The 23689-nt window shown below is 65.3% G+C and carries 20 protein-coding genes and 1 pseudogene; 7 read left to right on the top strand and 14 right to left on the bottom strand.

The annotated features are described in order from the left end of the window. Positions 1 to 77 precede the first annotated feature (77 nt). On the top strand, positions 78 to 2288 hold the full coding sequence (locus LRC39_RS00900; protein WP_346296047.1) for a primosomal protein N': 2211 nt from the start codon (positions 78 to 80) through the stop codon (positions 2286 to 2288). A 153-nt stretch (positions 2289 to 2441) separates the two neighbouring features. On the opposite strand, the gene LRC39_RS00895 is transcribed toward LRC39_RS00900, so the two are convergent. Then, positions 2442 to 2912: a septal ring lytic transglycosylase RlpA family protein gene (locus LRC39_RS00895; protein ID WP_107353797.1), complete on the bottom strand. Its 471-nt coding sequence runs from the start codon at positions 2910 to 2912 to the stop codon at positions 2442 to 2444. Positions 2913 to 3650: 738 nt separating this feature from the next. Between LRC39_RS00895 and LRC39_RS00890 the strand changes: the two genes are divergently transcribed. The 5 genes from LRC39_RS00890 (at position 3651) to LRC39_RS00870 (ending at position 8785) form a co-directional block, all read left to right on the top strand. Beyond that, a complete protein-coding gene (locus LRC39_RS00890; RefSeq protein WP_346296046.1) occupies positions 3651 to 4211 on the top strand; it encodes a F0F1 ATP synthase subunit delta in 561 nt (186 codons plus the stop codon). Then, entirely contained in the window at positions 4211 to 5743 is a 1533-nt protein-coding gene (gene atpA, locus LRC39_RS00885) for a F0F1 ATP synthase subunit alpha (protein WP_107353796.1), read from the top strand. The genes LRC39_RS00890 and atpA overlap by 1 nt, the downstream gene beginning before the upstream one ends. 143 nt (positions 5744 to 5886) lie before the next feature. Then, a complete protein-coding gene (locus tag LRC39_RS00880) occupies positions 5887 to 6762 on the top strand; it encodes a F0F1 ATP synthase subunit gamma (protein ID WP_263990155.1) in 876 nt (291 codons plus the stop codon). 73 nt (positions 6763 to 6835) lie between these two features. Beyond that, on the top strand, positions 6836 to 8266 hold the full coding sequence (atpD, locus tag LRC39_RS00875) for a F0F1 ATP synthase subunit beta (protein WP_107342431.1): 1431 nt from the start codon (positions 6836 to 6838) through the stop codon (positions 8264 to 8266). A 111-nt stretch (positions 8267 to 8377) separates the two neighbouring features. After that, complete coding sequence (locus LRC39_RS00870; protein WP_107353794.1) at positions 8378 to 8785, top strand: F0F1 ATP synthase subunit epsilon; 408 nt, start codon at positions 8378 to 8380, stop codon at positions 8783 to 8785. A 117-nt stretch (positions 8786 to 8902) separates the two neighbouring features. On the opposite strand, the gene LRC39_RS00865 is transcribed toward LRC39_RS00870, so the two are convergent. The 3 genes from LRC39_RS00865 to LRC39_RS00855 all read right to left on the bottom strand — a co-directional run bounded on the left by LRC39_RS00865 (position 8903) and on the right by LRC39_RS00855 (position 11658). After that, positions 8903 to 9862 carry an IS110 family transposase gene (locus LRC39_RS00865; RefSeq protein WP_346295168.1) on the bottom strand — a complete coding sequence of 320 codons (960 nt, stop codon included), beginning with the start codon at positions 9860 to 9862 and terminating at the stop codon, positions 8903 to 8905. 342 nt (positions 9863 to 10204) lie between these two features. Further along, positions 10205 to 10714: an RNA pyrophosphohydrolase gene (locus LRC39_RS00860; protein WP_346296045.1), complete on the bottom strand. Its 510-nt coding sequence runs from the start codon at positions 10712 to 10714 to the stop codon at positions 10205 to 10207. Continuing rightward, complete coding sequence (locus tag LRC39_RS00855) at positions 10711 to 11658, bottom strand: UDP-glucuronic acid decarboxylase family protein (RefSeq protein WP_264075071.1); 948 nt, start codon at positions 11656 to 11658, stop codon at positions 10711 to 10713. The genes LRC39_RS00860 and LRC39_RS00855 overlap by 4 nt, the downstream gene beginning before the upstream one ends. Before the next feature lie 270 nt (positions 11659 to 11928). On the opposite strand from LRC39_RS00855, the gene LRC39_RS00850 reads away from it, so the two are divergent. Beyond that, positions 11929 to 12999, top strand: a complete 1071-nt coding sequence (locus LRC39_RS00850; protein WP_346296044.1) for a glycosyltransferase — start codon at positions 11929 to 11931, stop codon at positions 12997 to 12999. Between the two features lie 137 nt (positions 13000 to 13136). Here LRC39_RS00850 and LRC39_RS00845 read toward each other — a convergent pair whose 3' ends face one another. The 10 genes and pseudogenes from LRC39_RS00845 to obgE all read right to left on the bottom strand — a co-directional run bounded on the left by LRC39_RS00845 (position 13137) and on the right by obgE (position 23578). Beyond that, entirely contained in the window at positions 13137 to 13643 is a 507-nt protein-coding gene (locus LRC39_RS00845) for an RNA pyrophosphohydrolase (RefSeq protein ID WP_107342426.1), read from the bottom strand. A 38-nt stretch (positions 13644 to 13681) separates the two neighbouring features. Further along, positions 13682 to 14923: a divergent polysaccharide deacetylase family protein gene (locus LRC39_RS00840; protein ID WP_346297559.1), complete on the bottom strand. Its 1242-nt coding sequence runs from the start codon at positions 14921 to 14923 to the stop codon at positions 13682 to 13684. A 150-nt stretch (positions 14924 to 15073) separates the two neighbouring features. Further along, complete coding sequence (locus LRC39_RS00835; protein WP_107342424.1) at positions 15074 to 16450, bottom strand: S41 family peptidase; 1377 nt, start codon at positions 16448 to 16450, stop codon at positions 15074 to 15076. After that, complete coding sequence (locus LRC39_RS00830; protein ID WP_346296043.1) at positions 16447 to 17838, bottom strand: murein hydrolase activator EnvC family protein; 1392 nt, start codon at positions 17836 to 17838, stop codon at positions 16447 to 16449. The genes LRC39_RS00835 and LRC39_RS00830 overlap by 4 nt, the downstream gene beginning before the upstream one ends. Before the next feature lie 19 nt (positions 17839 to 17857). Continuing rightward, positions 17858 to 18339: pseudogene (gene rlmH / locus LRC39_RS00825) on the bottom strand (23S rRNA (pseudouridine(1915)-N(3))-methyltransferase RlmH). 89 nt (positions 18340 to 18428) lie between these two features. Continuing rightward, positions 18429 to 18806, bottom strand: coding sequence for a ribosome silencing factor (gene rsfS, locus LRC39_RS00820; protein ID WP_107346369.1), 378 nt, complete (start codon positions 18804 to 18806; stop codon positions 18429 to 18431). Between the two features lie 289 nt (positions 18807 to 19095). Next, positions 19096 to 19725 carry a nicotinate-nucleotide adenylyltransferase gene (locus LRC39_RS00815; RefSeq protein WP_346296042.1) on the bottom strand — a complete coding sequence of 210 codons (630 nt, stop codon included), beginning with the start codon at positions 19723 to 19725 and terminating at the stop codon, positions 19096 to 19098. Positions 19726 to 19749: 24 nt separating this feature from the next. After that, the gene (locus LRC39_RS00810; RefSeq protein WP_346296041.1) at positions 19750 to 21042 is read right to left on the bottom strand and encodes a glutamate-5-semialdehyde dehydrogenase; all 1293 of its coding nucleotides are present in this window, start codon (positions 21040 to 21042) and stop codon (positions 19750 to 19752) included. Between the two features lie 202 nt (positions 21043 to 21244). Beyond that, positions 21245 to 22375: a glutamate 5-kinase gene (gene proB, locus LRC39_RS00805; RefSeq protein WP_107346368.1), complete on the bottom strand. Its 1131-nt coding sequence runs from the start codon at positions 22373 to 22375 to the stop codon at positions 21245 to 21247. A gap of 141 nt (positions 22376 to 22516) precedes the next feature. Further along, positions 22517 to 23578, bottom strand: coding sequence for a GTPase ObgE (gene obgE, locus LRC39_RS00800; RefSeq protein ID WP_011155730.1), 1062 nt, complete (start codon positions 23576 to 23578; stop codon positions 22517 to 22519). Between the last annotated feature and the right edge of the window lie 111 nt (positions 23579 to 23689).

Raw genomic sequence — 23689 nt, 5'->3', positions numbered from 1 at the left:
ACGGGGATAGCGTTTCCGAATCATAGCCGATTTCCTTTCCCATTGATGAAACCGGGCTTTGGCGGCACACCGGGCCGATGGATGATTTGCCGACCAGCAGTCCGGCCTCCCACGCGCCTGCCAGCGTTGTCGACGTGCTGGTGCCGGTCGCGATCGACCAGGCCTATTCGTACCGGGTGCCGCGCGGCCTTTCGCTGAAGCCCGGCGACGTCGTGGCGGTGCCGCTGGGCGCCCGCGAAGTGCTCGGGGTGGTCTGGGCGGAGAATCCGAATCCAGACCCGCGGCTGCACAACCGCCTCAAGGATGTGGCTGAAAAGCTCGACGTGCCGCCGCTGCGCGACGAGCTGCGGCGGATGGTCGACTGGGTTTCGACCTACACGCTGTCGGCGCGCGGGATGGTGCTGCGGATGTGCTTGCGGATGGGCGAGCATCTCGGCCCGGAGCGGCAGCGCCTGGGGGTACGGCTGGTCGGCTCGCCGCCGCAGCGGATGACGCCGGCACGCCGGCGCCTGCTGGAGATCCTGTCGGACGGGCTGCTGCACGGTAAATCCGATGTCGCGAAGGAGGCCGGCGTCAGCCCCGGCGTGATCGACGGACTGGTCGACGAGGGTACCCTGCAGGTCGAGCCGATGCCGCGTGAGAACCCTGCACCGGAGCCCGATCCAGATTTCGCGCCGGCTGACTTTTCACCCGAGCAGGCCCGCGCTGCCGAAACCATGCGCGGCCTGGTGACCGCCGGCGGCTTTCAGGCGGCGCTGATCGACGGCGTCACCGGCTCCGGCAAGACCGAAGTGTATTTCGAGGCGGTCGCCGAGGTGATCCGGCAGGGCCGGCAAAGCCTTATCCTGATGCCGGAGATCGCGCTCACCGGGCAGTTTCTCGAGCGTTTCGCCCAGCGCTTCGGCGTGCGGCCGCTGGAGTGGCACTCCGAACTGACCCCGCGGACTCGCGCCCGAAATTGGGCGGCGATTGCGGCGGGCGAAGCGCGTGTCGTGGTCGGCGCGCGATCGGCGCTGTTTCTGCCTTACGCCGATCTCGGGCTGATCATCGTCGATGAGGAGCACGACCAAGCCTACAAGCAGGAAGACGGCGCGCACTATCACGCCCGCGACATGGCGGTGGTGCGGGCGTCGATCGCGAAAATTCCGATCGTGCTGGCGTCGGCGACGCCATCGGTCGAGACCGAGGTCAACGCCCGCAAGGGCCGCTACACGCGGATTCCGCTGCCGTCACGGTTCGGCGGACAGCACATGCCGCAGATCGAAGCGATCGATCTGCGGCGCGAGCCGCCGATGCGCGGCCGCTTCATTTCGCCGCGGCTCGCCGAGCAGATCGGCTTCGCGATCGAGCGACGCGAACAGGCGCTGCTGTTTCTCAATCGCCGCGGCTACGCGCCGCTGACGCTGTGCCGCGCCTGCGGGCATCGCTTTGCCTGTACCATCTGCGACGCCTGGCTCGTCGATCATCGCTTCCGGCAGCGCCTTGTGTGCCACCATTGCGGGTTCTCAATGCCGCGGCCGCCGGCCTGTCCGCATTGCGGCGCCGAGGGCTCGCTGGTTGCGGTCGGGCCCGGCGTGGAGCGGCTGCAGGAAGAGGCTGCGAGCCTGTTTCCCAACGCCCGCACCATGGTGCTGTCGAGCGATCTGATCACCTCGATCGAGACCATGCGGGCCGAGCTGAACGAGATCGCGGAGGGCCGTGTCGACATCATCATCGGCACCCAGCTCGTCGCCAAGGGCCACAACTTCCCGCGGCTCAATCTGGTCGGGGTCGTCGATGCCGACCTCGGCCTGTCCAACGGCGATCCGCGCGCCGCCGAGCGCACCTTCCAGCTGCTCAATCAGGTGATCGGCCGCGCCGGCCGCGATCAGGGGCGCGGCTTCGGCTTCCTGCAGACGCATCAGCCCGAGCATCCGGTGATGAAAGCGCTGGTCGCCTGCGACCGCGAGGCGTTCTACGCCAGCGAAATCGATATCCGCGAGCGCACGCTGTACCCGCCGTTCGGCCGGCTCGCGAGCCTGATCATCTCGGCCGGGGACCGGCCGACCGCGGAAGGCTTCGGCCGTCAGCTCGCCAGCGCTGCGCCGCTCGATGAGCGGGTGCAGGTGCTGGGCCCTGCCGAAGCGCCGCTCGCGGTGATCAAGGGGCGCTATCGATTCCGGCTGCTGGTGAAATCGGTGCGCGGCTTCGATCTGTCGAACTACTTGCGCTCTTGGCTCGCCAAAGGACCCAAGACCAAAGGTAATCTGAAGCTAGAAGTCGACGTCGATCCGCAAAGCTTTCTGTGATCTTCAGCGCCGCCTGGACGACAAAAGAAAAGCCTGCCGTCATTGTCGACGGCAGGCTTTTGTCACGTGACGTCAGCGCGGCGTGCGGCTTGTTGCCGAACCAATCCGGACGTCAGGTGTTGTATCTGCAGAGGAAGGATAACCGCTTCGCGGTTACATCACTTCCGCAACGACCCGGCCGACTCCCCGGCTGGTCAGGCCGATCGCGCGCGCAGCGCCGGTCGACAGGTCGAGAACACGGCCGCGAATGAATGGCCCGCGATCGTTGATGGTGACGACGACGCTACGGCCGCCATGGGTGACGCGCAGCTTGGTACCGAACGGCAGCGTGCGGTGCGCGGCGGTCATCGCGTTGGCATTCATGCGCTGGCCCGACGCGGTGCGGCTGCCGGACTCATTGCCGTAGTACGAAGCCATACCGGAGAAGCTGCGGCCACCGCCGCTCTCCACCGACGCATTGGCCGAGCGCCAGTCGCTGTGGTGGCTATGGTGGTGGTGGCGGTGATGCCGGCTCTTCGCCGAGGCCTCGCCTACCGATCCGCCAAGGAAGACAGAGGCGACGATCATCGCCGCGGCCGCAGCCGGCCCGGTGGTGAGCAGCGCCGGTGTTTTCTTTCGAACCATATCCTATCCTTAAGTCGAGTATTGCCCCATATGCGGCAAGTGGAACCCCCGTCCCTATGTTCGCGGTCGAACGAGTGGCCTTGTAATGAGGCTGAATATAGGCGGTCAATCCTCCATATTTCGCGCTGCAATATTTGGTGATCCTTCGCAGTACAACGCGGTACTCTGATATTAACAACTATTTTACTTCTCGAATACTTCGAGTGCTTGTCGGATACTGAATTACGAAGTTTTCATGAACGCTGATGGCGAATCGCACAAGTAATCGATCGTTAAGGCTGAGTGCGTGCGTCGACGGCGGTACTGCAACCCCAAATAGAGAAGTTGCGACCGGCGGGATTAGCCCCATGCGTGGCGCGAAGGGGCTCCGAGCCCGTGCTTGGCGCCTGCGAGGTTCCTCTCCGGCTTAGTGGGGAGGCTTAGCGGGCAGGTCTTTCCGCCCTCGCGGCACATCCAGTCCCAGGTCCGTTCTGTCGTCGAACGGTGTGCTCACGACTGATGTGATGCGTTCTGTCGGGCGCCTCGACGATTGATCTGCAACAAGGCGCCGCGGGCTCGTGCCATCGTGTTGCACCTGCGCGCGCGCTATGTTAGCAAAGCCGCGATTTTAAAGGCCGCCGGACCATCGTGCCGGTCAGAAATCGAAGTCCAGCTTGAATTCCAAGGGCTTAAATCGGGGGCGCCGCTTCGTGGCGACGGTTTTTTCCTTGGCCATTTGACAGCAAGAAGAGCGCGCTCGTGGCATCTGAAGATCCATCGGTTTCCGGAGTCTCCGGTCGTTACGCGACCGCTTTGTTTGAACTGGCCCGCGACGAGAAATCCATCGATGCGGTGTTGGCCGATCTGGACAAGTTCAGTGCCATGATGGCGGGCAGCCCGGATCTCGTCCGTCTCGTCCGTAGCCCGGTGTTCGCCTCCGAGGTGCAGGGCAAGGCGCTGGCCGCGGTGCTCGACAAGGCGGGCATCACCGGCATCAGCGCCAATTTTCTGAAAGTGCTCGCTGCCAACCGTCGGCTGTTCGTGGTCGCCGATGTGATCCGCGCCTATCGCGCGCTGGTCGCCAAGTTCAAGGGCGAGGCGACCGCCGACGTGACCGTGGCCGAGAAGCTCAGCGACAAGAATCTCGAAGCGCTGAAGGCGGCGCTGAAGTCGGTGACCGGCAAGGACGTCGCCCTCAATATCAACGTCGATCCGGCGATTATCGGCGGGCTTGTCGTCAAGCTCGGTAGCCGCATGGTCGACAGTTCGCTCCGCACCAAACTCAATTCGATCAAGCACGCGATGAAAGAGGCAGGCTGATGGACATCCGCGCCGCGGAAATTTCCGCGATCCTCAAGGACCAGATCAAGAATTTCGGCCAGGAAGCCGAAGTCTCCGAGGTTGGACAGGTGTTGTCCGTCGGCGACGGTATCGCCCGCGTTTATGGCCTGGACAACGTGCTCGCCGGTGAAATGGTCGAGTTCGAGAACGGCACGCGCGGCATGGCGCTCAATCTCGAAACCGACAACGTCGGTGTCGTGATCTTCGGTGCCGACCGCGAGATTAAGGAAGGCCAGACCGTCAAGCGCACCCGTTCGATCGTGGACGCGCCGGTCGGCAAGGGTCTGCTCGGCCGCGTGGTCGACGCTCTGGGCAATCCGATCGACGGCAAGGGTCCGATCCAGGCGGTCGAGCGCAAGCGCGTCGACGTCAAGGCGCCCGGCATCATTCCGCGGAAGTCGGTGCACGAGCCGATGGCGACCGGCCTGAAGTCGATCGACGCGCTGATCCCGATCGGCCGCGGCCAGCGCGAGCTGATCATCGGCGACCGTCAGACCGGCAAGACCGCGATCGCGCTCGACGCCATTCTGAACCAGAAGTCGCTGAACGTCGAAGGCGCGCCGGAGAGCCAGAAGCTGTACTGCGTTTACGTCGCGGTCGGTCAGAAGCGCTCCACCGTCGCCCAGTTCGTGAAGGTTCTGGAAGAGCAGGGCGCGCTGGAATACTCGGTCGTCGTCGCCGCCACCGCGTCGGACCCGGCTCCGATGCAGTACATCGCGCCGTTTACCGGCTGCACCATCGGCGAGTACTTCCGCGATAACGGCATGCACGCCGTGATCATCTATGACGACTTGTCCAAGCAGGCCGTCGCTTACCGCCAGATGTCGTTGCTGCTGCGACGTCCGCCGGGCCGCGAAGCGTATCCGGGCGACGTGTTCTATCTGCACTCCCGCCTGCTGGAACGCGCCGCGAAGCTGAACGACGAGAAGGGCGCCGGTTCGCTCACCGCTCTGCCGGTGATCGAAACCCAGGCCAACGACGTGTCGGCCTACATTCCGACCAACGTTATCTCGATTACCGACGGCCAGATCTTCCTGGAAACCGACCTGTTCTTCCAGGGCATCCGCCCGGCCGTGAACGTCGGTCTGTCGGTGTCGCGCGTCGGTTCGTCGGCTCAGACCAAGGCGATGAAGAAGGTCGCCGGCAAGATCAAGGGCGAGCTTGCGCAGTACCGCGAAATGGCAGCGTTCGCACAGTTCGGCTCCGACCTCGACGCCGCGACCCAGCGCCTGCTGAACCGCGGTTCGCGTCTGACCGAACTCCTGAAGCAGCCGCAGTTCTCGCCGCTGAAGATGGAAGAGCAGGTCTGCGTGATCTGGGCCGGCACCAACGGCTATCTCGATGCGCTGCCGCTCAACAAGGTGCGCGCGTTCGAAGACGGCCTGCTGGCGCTGCTGCGCGGCAAGGAGTCGAGCATCCTGGAAGCGATCCGCACCAGCCGCGATCTCAGCGACGACACCGCTGCGAAGCTCAAGGCGGTGGTCGAGAGCTACGCCAAGACGTTCGCTTGATGCTGTCATGGCCGGGGTCTTCCCCGGCCATCCACGTCCTCGACGTGGCTATTCGACATCGTGGATGCCCGGGGCGAGCCCGGGCATGACGAATGTGAGGTTCGCGGTCGGATCACAGGTCAGATCGCCGGGGTGGACTGAGAATGGCTTCACTTAAAGACATGCGCGTCCGCATCGCCTCGACGAAGGCGACGCAGAAGATCACCAAGGCGATGCAGATGGTGGCCGCCTCGAAGCTGCGCCGCGCCCAGATGGCGGCGGAAGCAGCGCGGCCCTACGCCGAGAAGATGGAAGCGGTGATCTCGAATATTGCCGGTGCCGCAGCGGGCTCGCCCGGCGCGCCGGTGCTTCTGGCCGGCAACGGCAAGGACCAGGTTCACCTGCTGCTGGTGTGCACCGGCGAACGCGGCCTGTCCGGTGCGTTCAACTCCTCGATCGTCCGCCTCGCTCGCGAGCGCGCGCTCGAGCTGATGAGCCAAGGCAAGACCGTCAAGTTCTTCTGCGTCGGCCGCAAGGGGTACGAGCAGCTGCGCCGCAACTTCGAGAAGCAGATCATCGACAATGTCGAGCTGCGCTCGGTGCGTCAGATCGGCTTCGTCAACGCTGAGGACATCGCCCAGAAGGTGATCGCCCGCTTCAACGCCGGCGAGTTCGACGTCTGCACGCTGTTCTACTCGCGCTTCAAGTCGGTGATCTCGCAGATCCCGACCGCCCAGCGATTGATCCCGCTGGAAGTGGCGGCGCCCGCTGCAGGCGCGGTGGCGACCTCTTACGAATACGAGCCGGAAGAGGACGAGATCCTCTCGGGTCTCCTGCCGCGCAATCTCGCGGTGCAAATCTTCCGCGCTCTGCTCGAGAACAACGCGTCGTTCTACGGCGCGCAGATGAGCGCGATGGACAACGCCACCCGCAACGCCGGCGAGATGATCCGCAAGCAGACGCTGGTCTACAACCGTACCCGGCAGGCGATGATCACCAAGGAACTGATCGAGATCATCTCGGGCGCCGAGGCGATCTGACGCGACTTCACAAGGTTTTACGTCCGGTCGATCGACCGTGGACGGGTTTTCGGACTTCAGGGAGACAGTTGAAATGGCTACACCCGCCAATCAGACCGGACGCATCACGCAGGTGATCGGCGCCGTCGTCGACGTTCAGTTCGAAGGGCATCTGCCGGCCATTCTGAACGCCATCGAAACCAAGAACGGCGACAACCGCCTGGTGCTCGAAGTTGCGCAGCACCTCGGCGAATCGACCGTCCGCACCATCGCGATGGACACCACCGAAGGTCTGGTTCGCGGCCAGGAAGTCACCGACACCGGCGCGCCGATCTCGGTGCCGGTCGGCGACGGCACGCTCGGCCGCATCATGAACGTGATCGGTGAGCCGGTCGACGAGCAGGGCCCGATCAAGTCGGAAGGCCTCCGCGCCATCCACCAGGAAGCCCCGGCCTACACCGACCAGTCGACCGAAGCCGAAATTCTCGTCACCGGCATCAAGGTCGTCGACCTGCTCGCGCCCTACGCCAAGGGCGGCAAGATCGGCCTGTTCGGCGGCGCCGGCGTCGGCAAGACTGTGCTGATCCAGGAACTGATCAACAACGTCGCCCGCGCCCACGGCGGTTACTCGGTGTTCGCCGGCGTCGGCGAGCGCACCCGCGAAGGCAACGACCTCTATCACGAGTTCATCGAATCCGGCGTCAACAAGAAGGGCGGCGGCGAAGGCTCCAAGTGCGCCCTGGTGTACGGCCAGATGAACGAACCGCCGGGCGCCCGCGCCCGCGTCGGCCTGACCGGTCTGACCGTCGCCGAGCACTTCCGCGACCAGGGCCAGGACGTGCTGTTCTTCGTCGACAACATCTTCCGCTTCACCCAGGCCGGCTCGGAAGTGTCGGCGCTGCTCGGCCGTATCCCGTCGGCGGTGGGTTATCAGCCGACGCTCGCGACCGACATGGGCGCGCTGCAGGAGCGCATCACCACCACCACCAAGGGTTCGATCACTTCGGTGCAAGCGATCTACGTTCCGGCCGACGACTTGACCGACCCGGCGCCGGCGACCTCGTTCGCCCACTTGGACGCCACCACCGTGCTCAACCGTGCGATCTCGGAAAAGGGCATCTATCCGGCGGTGGACCCGCTCGACTCGACCTCGCGCATGCTGTCCGCCTCGATCGTCGGTGAAGAGCACTACACCACCGCGCGCATGGTTCAGCAGATCCTGCAGAAGTATAAGTCGCTGCAGGACATCATCGCCATCCTGGGCATGGACGAACTGTCCGAAGAGGACAAGCTGACCGTGGCCCGCGCCCGTAAGATCGAGCGCTTCCTGTCGCAGCCGTTCTTCGTCGCCGAAGTGTTCACCGGCTCGCCGGGCAAGTTCGTCGACCTCGTCGACACCATCAAGGGCTTCCGCGCGATCTGCGAAGGCAAGTACGACCACCTGCCGGAAGCGGCGTTCTACATGGTCGGCACCATCGAAGAAGCGGTCGAGAAGGGCAAGAAGCTCGCCGCCGAGGCGGCCTGAGCCGAGAGAGCACGTCATGGCCGGGCTTGACCCGGCCATCCATCGACTCAAATCGTTTCCTGATGGACCCGCGGGTCGAGCCCGCGGGTGACCGCAGAGAGAGCAGCGAGCATGTCCACCTTCCACTTCGATCTGGTTTCGCCCGAAAAGATCGCCTTCTCCGGCGAAGTCGATCAGGTCGACATTCCGGGCGCCGAGGGTGACTTCGGCGTTCTCGCCGGTCACGCGCCGGTGGTGGCGGTAATCCGTCCCGGCATCCTCACCGTGACGGCGGGCGCCAACAAGCAGAAGATCGTGGTCCTCGGCGGCATAGCCGAAGTGTCCGACAAGGGCCTCACCGTCCTGGCTGATGTCGCCACTGCGGCGCCGGACGTGGATCTGCAGGACTTCGCGGCGACCATCCAGACGATGGAGCAGCAGATCCCCGGCAAGGTCGGCGACGAGCTGGACCGCGCGATCGAGCGCCTGGACCACTTCAAGAGCATCCAGCACGAGCTCAACACCACCGCGATGCACTAACGTCGCGACCGAGTGTTCTGAAGTTTCGAATGGCCGGGCATCGTCCCGGCCATTTGCTTTTTAAGTCTCCGCAGTCATTCCGGGGCGCTCGCGAAGCGAGCGAACCCGGCGACTGTCTCATGTGTCAAGGGTCTTACCTTGATATGGCGTGTCGGCTTTGACGAGTGCGTTGGCTGTGACGAGCAGTTTTCGGGCGATTGCGATGAGCGCGACCTTTCCGGGTTTTCCTTGCAGGCGAAGGGCGTTGTAGTCGTCGCGGAGCTTGGGGTGGTGGCGGGCGGCGACCAGGGCGGCCATGTAGAGGGCGGCGCGAACGCAAGGACGTCCGCCGGCGATGGCGGCGCGAGGCGGCGCTGCGCCGGATTGGCTGACGTGGGGCGCGAGCCCTGCGAGGCTGGCGATGGCCTTGCGATCGCGCTGGCCGAGTTCGGGTAGGTCGGTGATGAGGAGCGTAGCCACCCGTTCGCCGATGCCGGGGATCGATTTGAGGATGTGAAGGACGCGGCGGAGTTCGGCGTCGTCGCCGATGCGCCTGGCGAGTTCGGCCTCGATGGCTTGGCACTGCGCCGACAACGCGGCGATCGCGGCCCGATGACTATCGAGCAGGAGCGTGCCGCGGACCTGCTTCATCCGGGTCTTCTCCATCGCGATCATCTCGGTGAGCTGGCGGCGTCGGAGCGACAACGCCTTCAGCTCGAGTTGGGTGTCGGTCGGCAGGGGGCGCAGGGTCTCGGGCATAGTGAGAGCGAAGCGCGCAATCAGTCGCGCGTCCAGCCTGTCGGTCTTGGCGCGACCGCCTTCGGCCTCGCGGAACGCCTTGATCCGGCGCGGATTGACGATGCCGACTTCGAAGCCGGCGACCGAAAGCGCTTTGACCAGCGGTTCGGCATAGGGACCGATCGCCTCCAGAACCACCCGCCTGACGCCGGAGCGTTCGAGGCGGGCGATGATCTCGGCGATGCCATCGGCCAGATTAGGCATCCGGAAGGTCTGGCCCGACGGAGCCAGCGCGACATCGAGGAAACGTTGGCCGGCATCGACGCCGGCCGCAACCGCAAGCGGCACTGCAATCGTCATGGGCATCGGTCCTGTATGCGGGCGATCACCGCAACGGCAATGCCCGTGCGACTGTTCGATCAAGCAACACCGACAGAGGCGCCCGCACCGGGTTACGGCGAGATGATCGGCCGGGAATCTACCGAGCGGCCTCCGTCGTGCTGACTATGCACCAGCACCTCGCAGATACAGGAATCTCGAGGTTGCCGAGCTCTCGAAATGTGGGGGTCTCGACGTTGATGAAATCTCGGGGCGGCCGGACTTTCGCCGCTTCCGGGGGCCGCTCGCTCGATCACGTCGGGATTCCGGGTTCGCTCACTTCGTGAGCGCCCCGGAATGACGGGGGAGAGGACAATCGCTCGTCTACACGAACCGCGAAAAACTCCGCGCAACCTCGCGATACACCTCGCGGCGGAACGGTACGACGAGATCGGCGACGCGATCGAGGCGCTCCCAGCGCCAGGCGTCAAATTCCGGCGGCATACCGTTGCGGACGGCGAGCGGATCGATCTCGGCCTCGCTGCCGGTGAAGCGCAGCGCGAACCATTTCTGGCGCTGACCGCGAAACACGGCGAGGCGGTGGGCTGGGCCGTCGTAAGGCGGGAAGTCGTAGCTGACCCAATCTGTCTCGCCGAGGATCTTGGCGTTGGTCACGCCGGTCTCTTCCCAGAGTTCGCGCATCACAGCGATCCGCGGCTCCTCGCCTTCGTCGATGCCGCCTTGCGGCATCTGCCATTCGAGGCCCGGCAGAATGATCTCCGGGCCGTCGTCGCGAAACCGTCGCCCGATCAGAACGCGGCCGTCGCTGCCAAACAGCGCGATGCCGACGTTGCGGCGATACGGGAGAGACTCGACGGGCGGGCGCTTGGTCACGACGCCATCAGGGCGCGGAAGTAGCCGATGGTCTCCTTGAGGCCGTCGGCGAGCGGCACCTTCGGCTCCCATCCCAGCTCGCGGCGGGCCAGCGAGATGTCGGGCTGGCGCTGGCGCGGATCGTCCGACGGCAGCGGCATCATCACCAGCTTCGACTTCGAGTCGGTCATTTCGATCACCATCTCGGCGAGCTGCCGAATGGTGAACTCGACCGGATTGCCGAGATTCACCGGTCCGATGAACTCATCGCCGCTCGCCATCAGCCTGGCGAAGCCGTCGAGCAGGTCGGTGACGTAGCAGAACGATCGCGTCTGGCTGCCGTCGCCGTAGATGGTGATGTCGTTGCCGGACAGCGCTTGGACGATGAAGTTCGACACCACGCGACCGTCGTTGGGATGCATCCGCGGCCCGTAGGTATTGAAGATTCGCGCGACCTTGATCTTCACCTTGTGCTGACGGTGATAGTCGAAGAACAGCGTCTCGGCCGCGCGCTTGCCCTCGTCGTAACAGGCGCGGATGCCGAGCGGATTGACGTGGCCCCAATAGCTCTCGGGCTGCGGGTGCACGTTGGGGTCGCCGTAAACCTCGCTGGTCGAGGCCTGGAAAATCTTGGCGCGGGTACGCTTGGCGAGGCCCAGCATGTTGATGGCGCCGTGCACCGACGTCTTCAACGTCTGCACCGGATCGTGCTGGTAGTGCACGGGCGAAGCCGGGCACGCGAGATTGTAGATGTCGTCGACCTCGACATAGAGCGGGAAGGTGACGTCGTGGCGCATCACCTCGAATCGGGGCGTACCGACCAGGTGTTCGATGTTGCGCCGCCAGCCGGTGAAATAATTGTCGACGCACAGAACTTCATGGCCTTCGGCCAACAGCTTGTCGCACAGGTGCGAGCCGATGAAGCCGGCGCCGCCGCTCACGAGAATTCGTCGGGACAATCGCATCGCTGGGTCCTGGACAGGGGCGGGTTCGGACGCGCCTCAGTCGCGGGAACGGGTGCCCATTTGGCTCGAAACGCCCGGCCGGACGCGGTCGCGTCGGCCGTTTTCCGCCGCATTGAATGGCAAGAAACCCCATGCTAGGCAAGCGCCGAAACCGTGGCTCGCTGCTGCGAGCGGCTGCCACCGGCTGCGGCGACCGCCGTCCCGGCGGTGTCGCCGACCCACGCGGGCGGCGCGGCGCCTGCTGCGACTTGCGCCAGGCGAATTCAATTCATGACCACGCCCGTCGATACCTCCAAGCTCCGCATTCTCGAAATCGGCGGCGGCTATTTCAAACTGCAATATCCAGAGCGCACCACCTGCCTGTGGACCTGGACCAAGCTGACCGATGATTTCGGCAAGCTCGACGGCTTCTCGACGCCGGACCGCGTGCTGCGCGAACTGCGCGCCGCCGGCCGCGGCGAATACGACGTCGTGGTGGTGAACAGCCTGCGCTATTCGCCCTGGCATCCGCGCTATTGGGCGCGCGGCATCTTCTACACCCCGACCAATCCGTGGGCCGCGCTGACCCGCCAATTCGGCCCCAGCGTGTTCCGCTGGGTGAAGTCGCCCGTGCCGGTGGTTGCGGTCGAGATGGACGATCACTTCGCGATCTCGAAGAGCAGCGTCTTCCTGCTCGACAAGGCGCAGGCGTATTTCAAACGCGAGCTGCCGTGCGACAAATGGCAGGCGCTGGCCGGCACCGTGCATCCGCATCTGCCGACGCTGCGCTATCGCCGCAGCGAGAAGTGGCAGCGCCGGATCGACAAGCTACAGCCGATCGCACTGCCACAATTCCGGTTCGACGCACGTTGGCGGGACGCGCCGTTTCCGGAGAAGACACACGACATTTTCTTCATCGGCTCGGTCGACGGCAATTCCACGGTGCGGCGCGACGGTCTGCCGGAGCTGGAGCGGCTGCGGGCGGCGGGCGTACGGATCGATCAGCCGACCGAGCGACTGCCCTACGACGCCTTCATGGAGCGGATGTCGCATTCCTGGCTGGCGTGGTCGCCGGAGGGCATGGGGTGGGACTGCTACCGGCACTATGAAGCGCCGATCGTGCAGTCGGTGCCGCTGATGAACAACCCGACCATCCTGCGCTACGCACCGCTGCTGTCCGGTCAGCACGGCGTGTACTACGACATCGAACCCGGCGGGCTGGAGCGCGCCGTCACCTCAGCGCTGGCGGACAAGGACAAGCTGCGCCGCATGGCGCTGGCTGCGCGCGACCACGTCTTCGCCCACCACACGGTGAAGGCGCACTGCGATCATATCCTGCAGACCGCGCTGGCGGCGCGGTGATCGATTGAGCTCACCTCGTCATGCCAGGGCTTGTCCCGGGCATCCCGCGCCTTGCGGCGTTCGCGCGCTCCGAAGATGTGAATGGCCGGGACGAGCCCGGCCATGACGGCGAGTTGCGAGTTTCGTAGACTTGAAGCCTACACCGCCGCAGCGAGCTGCGAGAATTCCTTGACGACGCGCTCGTAGACCGGGCGCTTGAATGGCACGATCAGCTCCGGAAGATTGTGCATCGGCTCCCAGCGCCAGCTGGTGAACTCCGCCTTGTGGCCGCCGCCGGGGTGGACGACGTTGATCTCGGAGTCCGCGCCGGTGAAGCGGGCCGCGAACCATTTCTGGCGCTGGCCGCGATAGCGACCCTTCCAGGCGCGGCCTGCCACGGTGCGGGGGATATCGTAGATCAGCCAGTCCGGCACCTCGGCGAGCTTCTCGACCGAGTGGACGCTGGTCTCTTCATAAAGCTCGCGCTTGGCGGCTTCCCAGGTGTCTTCGCCGGGATCGACGCCGCCTTGCGGCATCTGCCAGACGTGGGTGTCGTCGACATGTTCGATGCCGCCGGTGCGGCGCCCGATGAAGACGAGACCCTCCCGGTTGATCAGCATCACGCCGACGCAGGTTCGATAGGGCAGGTCTTCGTAGCGGGCCATTCCGTCAGTGCCTTCCGCATCCCCGAGGTTGGGGTGACTCAACTTGATTTTGATTTCAGCATCGCCGTTGTCAATGGCGCCAGGAGGATCCCGCGACTCTCCAAGCTCTTGCTCCAGTTGACAATTCGTTCAATCGTCACCGGAAGCGCAGAAGCCATGCCGATAGCGCTGCCCCGCTCCTTGGCGATGCTCTCCAGCCGCGCCAGCGCCTTGTCGATATCGGCGCCGGCCGGCACCTGATCGATCGTGAGATCGGCCCGTGCGAATGGGATCGCCAGCGATTTCGCCAGCGTTCCGGCGACGCTGCGCGGCGCGGTGCCATCATCGAGATAGCCGAGCCCGCGCTTGGCGGCGTCGCGGATCACCGCCTGCATCGCCGGCTCGGTGGCGACGAACCGCGCGCCCATGAAGTTCGACAGCCCGACATAGCCCTGGATCCGGCTGAGATGCCAATTCAGGCGGTCGAGATTCTGCTCCGGTGCGCTGGAGGTCAGCAGCGTCTGCGGTCCGGGGTCGTTGTCCGGATAATCGAACGGCTCCATCGGAATCTGCAGAATGACTTCGTGGCGCTTGGTCCGCGCTTCGGTCGCAAGCTTGCCCGGGTCCGATCCGTAGGGCGTGAACGCCAGCGCCACCGCGGCCGGCAGCTTCATCACTGCATCGTTGGTGCGGGCCGCGCCGATGCCGAGCCCTCCGACCACGATCGTCACGGTCGGCATCCGCTCAGCCTTGGCGCGATCGGCATCGGTTGTCATCGCGTAGGCCGAGAACGGCTTCAGCCCGCCGGCCATCACCGGGATCATGCCGTAGCGCGACTGCTCCAGCAGTTTCGGATTGATGCCGTCTGAGGTCGCTGGTCCTGCCGGAGGCTCGCCCTTGTCGGCGCTGTCGGTCCCGACCACGACGTCTTGACGCGTGCCCTTGGAGCCGTCGATGATGGTGATGGTCTTCTGACCGGCGGCCGCATCTTTCGGCTCAGCGGCATCCTTCTTCTCGGCGGCAGCCAGCGGAGCATTCTCCGGCTTGCCGCTTTGATCCTTGCCGGCCTCGGCGGTGGCTTGCTTGGCGTCTTCGGGGCTTGGTTTGATCTCGACCCGCACCACCGGCTCGCCGCCAAATGGATCATTGCCGAACAGCGCGAAGCCGAGGAACACCAGCACGAACAGGCCGAGCAGCGCCGCCACCCCTTGGGTGGCGTTGAACGGCAGCCGGTAATGGCGCAGCCGCTGCAACCGGTTCCGCTTCTGACCCAGCGGGGTGCTTAGTTCGTCCGCCGCCACTGCCAACGATCTCCCGAATCAGTCGCAGGCGACGATAGCACGACACAGCCGGAGACCGCCGAGGGACGCCGTGTCAGGAAGGGCCGCGCAGCAAAAAGGGCGGCCCGCAGGCCGCCCTTTCAGCAGATATATCAATCTTGAGACGAACGATCAGTTCGCCGCCTTGTTGCCGGCTGGCTTGTCGATCGCAGCCTTGTCGCCGGTGGTCTGCTTGTCGGCCGGAGCCGAAGCGTTGACCTTGATGCCGTGCAGCAGATCGGCGGCGGCCTTCAGCGCCTTGTCGTCCTTGGCTTCCGGCGGCACGTAGGACTGCGAGCCGGTCTTCTCGTCGCCGTCGGCGCCCTTCAGATGGCCGCGCAGCGAGGCTTCGCCCTTGGTGTCGGTCCGGGCCTTGAGGTCGGCCGGCACGTCCTGCATCACTTCGATATCCGGAGTGATGCCCTTGGCCTGAATCGACTTGCCCGACGGCGTGTAGTAGCGCGCCGTCGTCAGCCGCAGTGCGCCGTTGCCGGAGCCGAGCGGGATGATGGTCTGCACAGAGCCCTTGCCGAACGAACGGGTGCCGACCACGGTGGCGCGCTTGTGATCCTGCAGCGCACCGGCGACGATTTCCGACGCCGAGGCCGAGCCGCCGTTGACCAGAACGATCACCGGCTTGCCCTTGGTGAGGTCGCCCGCATGGGCGGAGCGGCGCTGGGTCTCTTCGGCATTGCGACCGCGGGTCGAGACGATTTCGCCGCGATCCAGGAACGCGTCCGACACCGTCACGGCTTCCTCAAGCAGGCCGCCCGGGTTGTTGCGCAGATCGAGGATGAAGCCCTTCAGCTTGTCGGCGCCGATCTGGTTGGTGAGGTTCGCAATCTCCTTCTTGAGCCCTTCGGTGGTCTGCTCGTTGAAGGTGGTGATGCGGATGTAGCCGATGTCGCTGTCTTCGACGCGCGCGCGCACCGAGCGGACGCGGATGTTATCGCGCACCAGCGTGACTTCGATCGGGTTGTCCTGGCCCTTGCGGACGATCTTCAGCCGGATCTTGGTATTGACCGGGCCGCGCATCTTCTCGACCGCCTGGTTCAGGGTCAGGCCCTGCACCGCCTCGTCATCGAGATTGGTGATGATGTCGTTGGCCAGGATGCCGGCCTTCGACGCCGGGGTATCGTCAATCGGCGACACCACCTTGATCAGGCCGTCTTCCATCGTGACTTCGATGCCGAGACCGCCGAATTCGCCGCGGGTCTGCACCTGCATGTCACGGAAGCTCTTGGCATCCATGTAGCTGGAGTGCGGATCTAGACCGGCCAGCATGCCGCTGATGGCGGATTCGATCAGCTTGGAATCGTCGGGCTTCTCGACGTAGTCGCTGCGCACCCGCTCGAACACGTCGCCGAACAGGTTGAGCTGGCGGTAGGTGTCGGAGGTGGCGGCGCGGGCGGTGGCGCCCATCAGCATCGTGCGAGGTTGGGTGACGAAAAGTGTCAGCGCGGCACCGGTGACGGCGCTGAGGAGGATTACCGAAGTCTTGCGCATCATCCGCGAACCTTCTCGCCTTCATTTGCGGCCCACCATGGGCCTGGATCGATGGGAGTGCCGTCTTTACGGAACTCGACGTAGAGCACGGGCTGACTGGCGTTGGCCGCGAGGATCGAGGCGACCCGCGAGGTCGAACCCATAGTCGCGACCGGCTCTCCCGTGAGCACGAACTGCCCGATATTGACTGAAATGCGCTCCATCCCGGCGATCAGGACATGATACCCGCCACCGGCATTGAGGATCAAGAGTTGTCCATAGGAGCGGAACGGGCCGGCATAGACCACCCAGCCATCGCAAGGTGTTGTAATCTGGGCGCCAGCGCGCGTCGCCAGTGAGATGCCGCGCTCGACGCCGCCAACCCCGTCGGGGCGCCCGAATTCGCGGATCTTGGTGCCATTGACCGGCAGCGGCAGCATGCCCTTGGCGGAAGCGAACGCGATCGCCGGGCTCAGCCGGCCGGGATCCTTCAGCGCCGCCAGGTTGGCCTTGCCGGCAGCCGGAGCGCCCTTCTGATCGGCGGCGGCCGCAGCCTTCGCGGCGCTCTTGAGGTCCTGCTCCATCTTGGCGATCAGACCCTGGAGGCTATCGACCTGGCGCGACAGAGACAGCGCCCGGCCGCGCTCGGCCTCCATGTCCTTTTCGACCGTACTTTGTTGCCGCTGCCGCTCTTCGACCAAGGCGGCGAGCCGGGTCTGGTCGGTGGTCAGGTTGTTGCGGTCGGCGGCGAGCTGGTCGCGCTCGGCGGCGATCTTCTGGCGCACCGCGATCAGTTCGCCGAGATCGATGGCGAGACGCTCCGCGCGGGTCCGCAGCTCTGGTACCACGGCGCCGAGCAGGATCGCGGTGCGCAGCGACTCCAGTGCGTCTTCGGGGCGCACTAGCAGTGCGGGCGGGGCGCGGCGCCCGGCGCGCTGAAGGGCGGCCAGCACCTCGCCGATCTCGCCGCGGCGGGCGTCCAGCGATGTGCGGATTTCAGTCTCGCGCGCGTCGAGCGGGCGCAGGCGCGCTTCGGCGTCGCTGATGCGGGTTTCGACTGCCCTTACCTTGGCGGCGACGTCGATCAGTTCCTGATTCAGCTTCGTGCGGTCGGCGCCGATCGCCGCCAGATCGGCCTTGAGCTTGTCCTGCTGCTCGGCGGCGTTCTTCTGCTGCGCCCGCGCCGCTTCCAGCTCCTGCTCATGCTGCTTGATCAGGTCCGCCATCGACGGCGCCGCCGTCGGGGCGGCCGGGGCGGTCTGGGCCTTCGCCGAGGAGATCAGCGCCCCGTTCGGGCGCGCCAAGTCGCCTGCCCACAGGCCTGCAGCGAGCCCGGCGGACAATAGCACCGCTGGCCGCCAGGAGCCGGCAGACGCAGTGTGCCTCGCAGCCGTGTTGCGCGGTGCATGCATCGGTTCGCTACGGCGTTGGTTACGCACGATGGTAAGGATGTCCCGCCAAAATCGTCGCGGCCCGATAGATCTGCTCCAGCAGCATCACGCGAACCATTTGGTGCGGCCATGTCGCCCCCCGAACGACATGCTCAACTTTGCCTTGCGCCGCAATTCAGGCAAAAGTCCGTCTGCTCCGCCGATCACGAAAATAGTACCGGGCACCTGCTCGTCCCGCCAGCGGCCGAGCTGAGCGGCGAAGGCGGTGCTGCCGAGGCTCTGGCCACGCTCGTCAAGCGTGACCAACACAGCGCCATCCGGTACCTGAGCGATAATCGCGGCGGCTTCTTCCGCCATCCGGGCCGGCGCCTCGCGGGCGCGGCTTTCGGCAATTTCATGGACATCGAGGCCGCGGAAGCCGAGCTTGCGGCCGAGGTCGTCAAACCGCGCACGATAACGCTCGGCGAGCTCGCGCTCCGGCCCCTGTTTCAGCTTCCCGACAGCCAGAATCAATAGTCGCATCGGCTCACGCGCCCTTTGCGCGAGAGCCGCGCTACTCATCCGTCAGACACGCGTCATCAGCCGCGCCGACGCCACACGGACTACGATGACTACAGCGTCTTCGCCGGCGCCGGACCTTGGGTCCACAACCGTTCGAGGTTGTAGAACTCGCGGACTTCGGGACGGAAGACGTGCAACACGACGTCGCCGGCGTCGATCAGCACCCAATCGCAGTTCGGCAAGCCTTCGACGTGCGGCGCGGCGATGCCGGCCTGCTTCAGGGCCTTGACGACGTTCTCGGCGATCGCGCCAACGTGACGGTTCACCCGTCCGGTGGTGACGACCACGTAGTCGAACATCGCTGATTTGCCGCGGAGGTCGATGGTCACCGTCTCCTCCGCCTTCATGTCGTCGAGGCGGGAGAGGATCAGTTGCAGCGTCGCTTCCGCATCCGGCGCAGCCTTGAACTGCGATGCATCCGGCGCGATCGCCTCAGGGGTCGGTACTGGCGCAGTCCTGGTTGACGCGGACCGCGAAGCCTTTGCCGCGACCGATTTCGGCAAAGCCGACGTAGACAATACAGAAGTGGTCAGGGACCTTTCCTTTCACTGTATCGTGGGCGCCGACTCCCGGCGCCCACAGGCCATTCTAAAGCAATTTCCAGCAAAGTGGAATCCAGGCCGCCTTGCAGGAGCCGTAAACGCCGCCGCGCCGTCTCGCAAAAGTCACACATCCGATGTGGGGAGCGCCGCGCCGAGAGTCCAGCGAACGCGACCATCATGTCTTCCAGCTTCCGTCAGGGTTCCGCAAAGCGGTCGACGACACCGGCGATTTCAGCCCGGTGAGAAACACCCAGGCGGGCGGCTGGCGATCGGCCAGGGTCGCCGCTTCGTTAGCAGGAATTCGCATTCGCATCAGACGCTGCGCGGCGGGAGCCGCGAGCGCGCGGAGGCTCGTGGGGGGACGGTCGATCACAGCGATCGGGACCTCGGCCGCGATCTGCTGCCACTGCTGCCAGCGATGGAACTGAGCCAGATTGTCGGCGCCCATGATCCAGACGAAGCGAGCGCCAGGACAATGCCGGCGCAGATAGCGGAGAGTGTCTGCAGTGTAGCGGGTGCCGATGACGGCTTCGAGACGACTGACCTGGATGCGCGGATCATCCGCGATCGCCTGAGCCGCGGCAACCCGGGCGTCGATTTCGCGCAGGCTGGAGATATCTTTCAGCGGATTGCCCGGTGATACCAGCCACCACACCCGATCGAGCTTCAGCCGTTTGAGCGCGAACTGACTGATCGCGCGATGGGCCAGATGCGGCGGATTGAACGAGCCGCCGAGCAGGCCGATCCGCATTCCCGGCGTAAACGGCGGAATCGCGCGGCGGGCTGCGGCGAGGTCCGTCGTCACCTCAGCCTCGGCGGCACGGCTGCATCACGGCCGGGTCTGTCCGCTGCCATGGATGCGATACTTGAACGTCGTCAGCTGTTCGGCACCGACCGGGCCGCGGGCGTGGAATTTGCCGGTGGCGATTCCGATCTCGGCGCCAAAGCCGAACTCACCGCCGTCGGCGAACTGCGTCGATGCGTTGTGCAGCACGATCGCGGAATCGACTTCGCTGAGAAACTTCTGCGCCGCTTGCGCATCCTCGGCGACGATCGCATCGGTGTGATGCGATCCGTGGTCGTGAATATGTGCGATCGCCGCGTCGACACCATCGACCAGCTTGGCGGCGATGACTGCGTCGAGATACTCAGTATCCCAATCCTCATCGCTCGCCGGCTTTACCCGGGGATCGACCTGTTGCACGGCCTGATCGCCGCGCACTTCGCACCCCGAGTCGATCAGCATCGTCACCAGCGGGGCGAGATGCGTCGCAGCGGCCGCGCGATCGATCAGTAGCGTTTCGGCTGCACCGCAGACGCCCGTGCGGCGCATCTTGGCGTTCAGCACGATCGACTTGGCCATCTCGAGATCAGCGCTGCGATCGACATAGACGTGATTGACGCCTTCCAGATGCGCGAACACCGGCACCCGCGCTTCGCTTTCGACGCGGGCCACCAGGCTCTTGCCGCCGCGCGGCACGATGACGTCGACCGTTCCATCGAGGCCCGAAAGCAACAAGCCCACCGCCGCCCTGTCGCGGGTCGGCACCAAAGTAATCGCCGCATCCGGCAGCCCGGCCTCGCGCAGACCCTGCACCAGGCAGTCATGGATCGCACGGCACGAGCGAAAACTCTCCGAGCCGCCACGCAGGATCACGGCGTTGCCGGACTTCAGGCACAGCACGCCGGCGTCAGCCGCAACGTTGGGGCGGCTTTCGAAGATCACCGCCACGACTCCGAGCGGCACGCGGACGCGCTCGATGGTCATGCCATTCGGCCGCTGCCAGCTTTCGGTCACGGTGCCGACCGGGTCGGCGATGCCACGCACTACCGCGATGCCTTCGGCCATCGCTTCAACGCGCGCAGGCGTCAGCGTCAAACGGTCCAAGAATGCCGACGTGGTACCGCCCGCTTTCGCATCGGCGACATCCTCGGCGTTCGCCGCCAGGATCTTGTCGGCGCCGGCGCGGATAGCCCGCTCCATCGCTTCCAGTGCGCGGTTCTTCTGCTCCGGTGGCGCCAGCGCCAGGATCCGCGCAGCAGCGCGGGCCTGCCGACCCAAGTCGGTCATCAGCGTCGTCAGTTCGGCGCTGCCGTCGATGGCTTTGAGCGAGGCGGTCATAGCGTTTGAGCCTGAAAAATCCGTGGTAGGTCATGTAAATAGGGGGAAAAGACCGCTACGCCAAGCCGGTTGCGGGGAAACCGGGTGATCCCGGTCCTGTCGGCGATCGACGAGATTGCCGCGATTGGGCGGTTCATTGCTAACTGCGCGTCCGCGAAACCCCTGCTTGCTAACACGCGGCAGGGGCACCAAGGACTGCGCGTCAGGCCGGCGCTGTCCCGACCACAAGATCGTCGCGATGGATCATCTCGGCCCGGCCGGTGATCCCGAGGATCATCATCACGTCCGGCGACGACCGGCCCTTGATCTTCTCGGCATCCTCGGCGTCGTAAGCGACGAGGCCACGGCCGATCTCATGGGTGTCTGGGCCGCGCACGATCACGGCGTCGCCGCGGGAGAACTGGCCGTCGACCCGGATCACGCCGGCCGGCAGCAGGCTCTTGCCGGCGCGCAGCGCGCTGACGGCACCGGCATCGATCGTCAGCGTGCCCTTCGGCTCGAGCGTACCGGCAATCCAGCGCTTTCGCGCCGTCACGGGATTGGCCGGCGTCAGGAACCAGGTGCATTTGCCACCTTCGGCGATCGCCTTGAGCGGATGATCGATCTTGCCGGAGGCAATCAGCATGTGGGTGCCGGCGGAGGTCGCGATCTTGGCCGCTTCGATCTTGGTGCGCATGCCGCCGCGCGAAAGCTCCGAGCCCGCTGCGCCCGCCATGCCCTCGATTTCGGCGGTGATCGCTTCGACCACGGGAATCAGCGTGGCGTCCGGATTGCTGCCGGGCGGTGCAGTGTACAGCCCGTCGATGTCGGACAGCAGGATCAGCAGATCAGCGCTCGCCATGGTGGCGACCCGCGCCGCGAGCCGGTCGTTATCGCCGTAGCGGATCTCGGTGGTGGCGACGGTGTCGTTCTCGTTGATCACCGGCACCGCGCGCCATTCCAGCAGTTTGGCGATGGTCGAGCGGGCGTTGAGATAGCGCCGCCGTTCTTCGGTGTCCTGAAACGTCACCAGGATTTGGCCGGCGCCGATGCCATGGGCGCCAAGCACCTCGGACCAGGTCCGCGCCAATTCGATTTGCCCGACTGCAGCGGCCGCCTGACTTTCCTCGAGCTTGAGCGGGCCACGCGGCAGCTTCAGCCGGCTGCGCCCGAGCGCGATCGAGCCGGATGACACCACCATCACGTCGCGGCCGCCACGATGCAGCTCGGCAATGTCGGCCGCGAGCGCCGTCAGCCACCCGGCCCGCACCTCGCCGGCAACCGAGTCGATCAGCAGCGACGAGCCGACCTTGACGACGATGTGGCGGAAATCGTGAAGCTTGGGGCTGGCCATGGAAGATATCGATCACAACGTCGCGGTGCGCAAAGCGGTGCGACTGGCAGGAAGAGGCTCGTTTTGCAGCACCAGCACGGGCCGCGCAAGCTGTGCGAACGGATCAGCAGACCTGCCGCGATCGAGGCCGGACGCGAGGATTCAGGCGTCCTGCGGTGCCCACGGCTTGGCTTCGGCCGGATTATCGGCGGTGCCGATCGCCTTGTCCGAGACCGGCGCTTCGCCGATCACCGCAACCAAAGCCCGCAGCGCCTCAGGCACGCCCTGACCGGTCACGCCCGACAGCAGCAGCGGTGTCTTCTTGGCGGCGCGCTTCAGCCGGTCCTTCTGCTTCTTGAGTTCGTCCGGTTCGACCGCGTCGATTTTATTCAGCGCGACGATTTCGATCTTGTCGACCAGCGTCTCGGCATAAGCTTCGAGTTCGCCGCGCACCGTCTTGTACGCCTTGCCGGCATGTTCGCAGGTGGCGTCGATCAGGTGCAGCAGCACCCGGCAGCGCTCGATATGGCCGAGGAAGCGGTCGCCGAGGCCGGCGCCTTCATGGGCGCCTTCGATCAGACCGGGAATATCGGCGAGAACGAATTCGCGGCCATCGCTGTTCACCACCCCGAGCTGCGGATGCAGCGTCGTGAACGGATAGTCCGCGATCTTCGGCTTGGCGGCGCTGACCTTGGACAGGAAGGTCGATTTGCCGGCGTTCGGCAGCCCGACCAAGCCTGCGTCGGCGATCAGTTTCAGCCGCAGCCAGATCCAGCGCTCTTCGCCCGGCAGGCCGGGGTTGGCGTGGCGTGGCGCCCGGTTGGTCGAAGATTTGAAATGGGCGTTACCGAAGCCGCCATTGCCACCCTTGGCCAGCACGAAACGCTCGCCGACTTTGGTGAAGTCGTGGATCAGCGTTTCCTTGTCCTCATCGAAGATCTGTGTGCCGACCGGCACCTTCATCACGATGTCTTTGCCGCCCGCGCCATGGCGGTCGCTGCCCATGCCGTTGCCGCCCTTCTGCGCCTTGAAGTGCTGCTGGTAGCGGTAATCGATCAGCGTGTTCAGGCCGTCGGCGGCTTCGACGATGATGTCGCCGCCGCGGCCGCCATTGCCGCCATTGGGGCCGCCGAACTCGATGAACTTCTCGCGGCGGAACGCCACGCAGCCGTTCCCGCCGTCGCCGGAGCGGATGTAAACCTTAGCTTCATCGAGGAATTTCATGGGTCATCCGTATCGTAAGGTCGGGGGCGCGGCAACACTTCGATTACCGTCCGCCGCTGCCGAGGTCTGAAAGTCGAAGCGACCCTCCGCCGCCTTGCACCAGCCCGAGTC

Origin of the sequence: Rhodopseudomonas sp. P1, from assembly GCF_039642825.1 — a bacterium.
GTDB lineage: Bacteria > Pseudomonadota > Alphaproteobacteria > Rhizobiales > Xanthobacteraceae > Rhodopseudomonas > Rhodopseudomonas palustris_H.
This window is presented reverse-complemented; position numbering and strand designations above follow the sequence as displayed.

Excerpts from the sequence above, each read along its gene's own strand:
- LRC39_RS00900 (WP_346296047.1), top strand. The coding sequence starts at position 78 with ATGGATGATTTGCCGACCAGCAGTCCGGCCTCCCACGCGCCTGCCAGC.
- LRC39_RS00895 (WP_107353797.1), bottom strand. The coding sequence starts at position 2,912 with ATGGTTCGAAAGAAAACACCGGCGCTGCTCACCACCGGGCCGGCTGCG.
- atpA (WP_107353796.1), top strand. The coding sequence starts at position 4,211 with ATGGACATCCGCGCCGCGGAAATTTCCGCGATCCTCAAGGACCAGATC.
- LRC39_RS00880 (WP_263990155.1), top strand. The coding sequence starts at position 5,887 with ATGGCTTCACTTAAAGACATGCGCGTCCGCATCGCCTCGACGAAGGCG.
- atpD (WP_107342431.1), top strand. The coding sequence starts at position 6,836 with ATGGCTACACCCGCCAATCAGACCGGACGCATCACGCAGGTGATCGGC.
- LRC39_RS00870 (WP_107353794.1), top strand. The coding sequence starts at position 8,378 with ATGTCCACCTTCCACTTCGATCTGGTTTCGCCCGAAAAGATCGCCTTC.
- LRC39_RS00865 (WP_346295168.1), bottom strand. The coding sequence starts at position 9,862 with ATGACGATTGCAGTGCCGCTTGCGGTTGCGGCCGGCGTCGATGCCGGC.
- LRC39_RS00855 (WP_264075071.1), bottom strand. The coding sequence starts at position 11,658 with ATGCGATTGTCCCGACGAATTCTCGTGAGCGGCGGCGCCGGCTTCATC.
- LRC39_RS00850 (WP_346296044.1), top strand. The coding sequence starts at position 11,929 with ATGACCACGCCCGTCGATACCTCCAAGCTCCGCATTCTCGAAATCGGC.
- LRC39_RS00845 (WP_107342426.1), bottom strand. The coding sequence starts at position 13,643 with ATGGCCCGCTACGAAGACCTGCCCTATCGAACCTGCGTCGGCGTGATG.
- LRC39_RS00835 (WP_107342424.1), bottom strand. The coding sequence starts at position 16,450 with ATGATGCGCAAGACTTCGGTAATCCTCCTCAGCGCCGTCACCGGTGCC.
- LRC39_RS00830 (WP_346296043.1), bottom strand. The coding sequence starts at position 17,838 with ATGCATGCACCGCGCAACACGGCTGCGAGGCACACTGCGTCTGCCGGC.
- LRC39_RS00810 (WP_346296041.1), bottom strand. The coding sequence starts at position 21,042 with ATGACCGCCTCGCTCAAAGCCATCGACGGCAGCGCCGAACTGACGACG.
- proB (WP_107346368.1), bottom strand. The coding sequence starts at position 22,375 with ATGGCCAGCCCCAAGCTTCACGATTTCCGCCACATCGTCGTCAAGGTC.
- obgE (WP_011155730.1), bottom strand. The coding sequence starts at position 23,578 with ATGAAATTCCTCGATGAAGCTAAGGTTTACATCCGCTCCGGCGACGGC.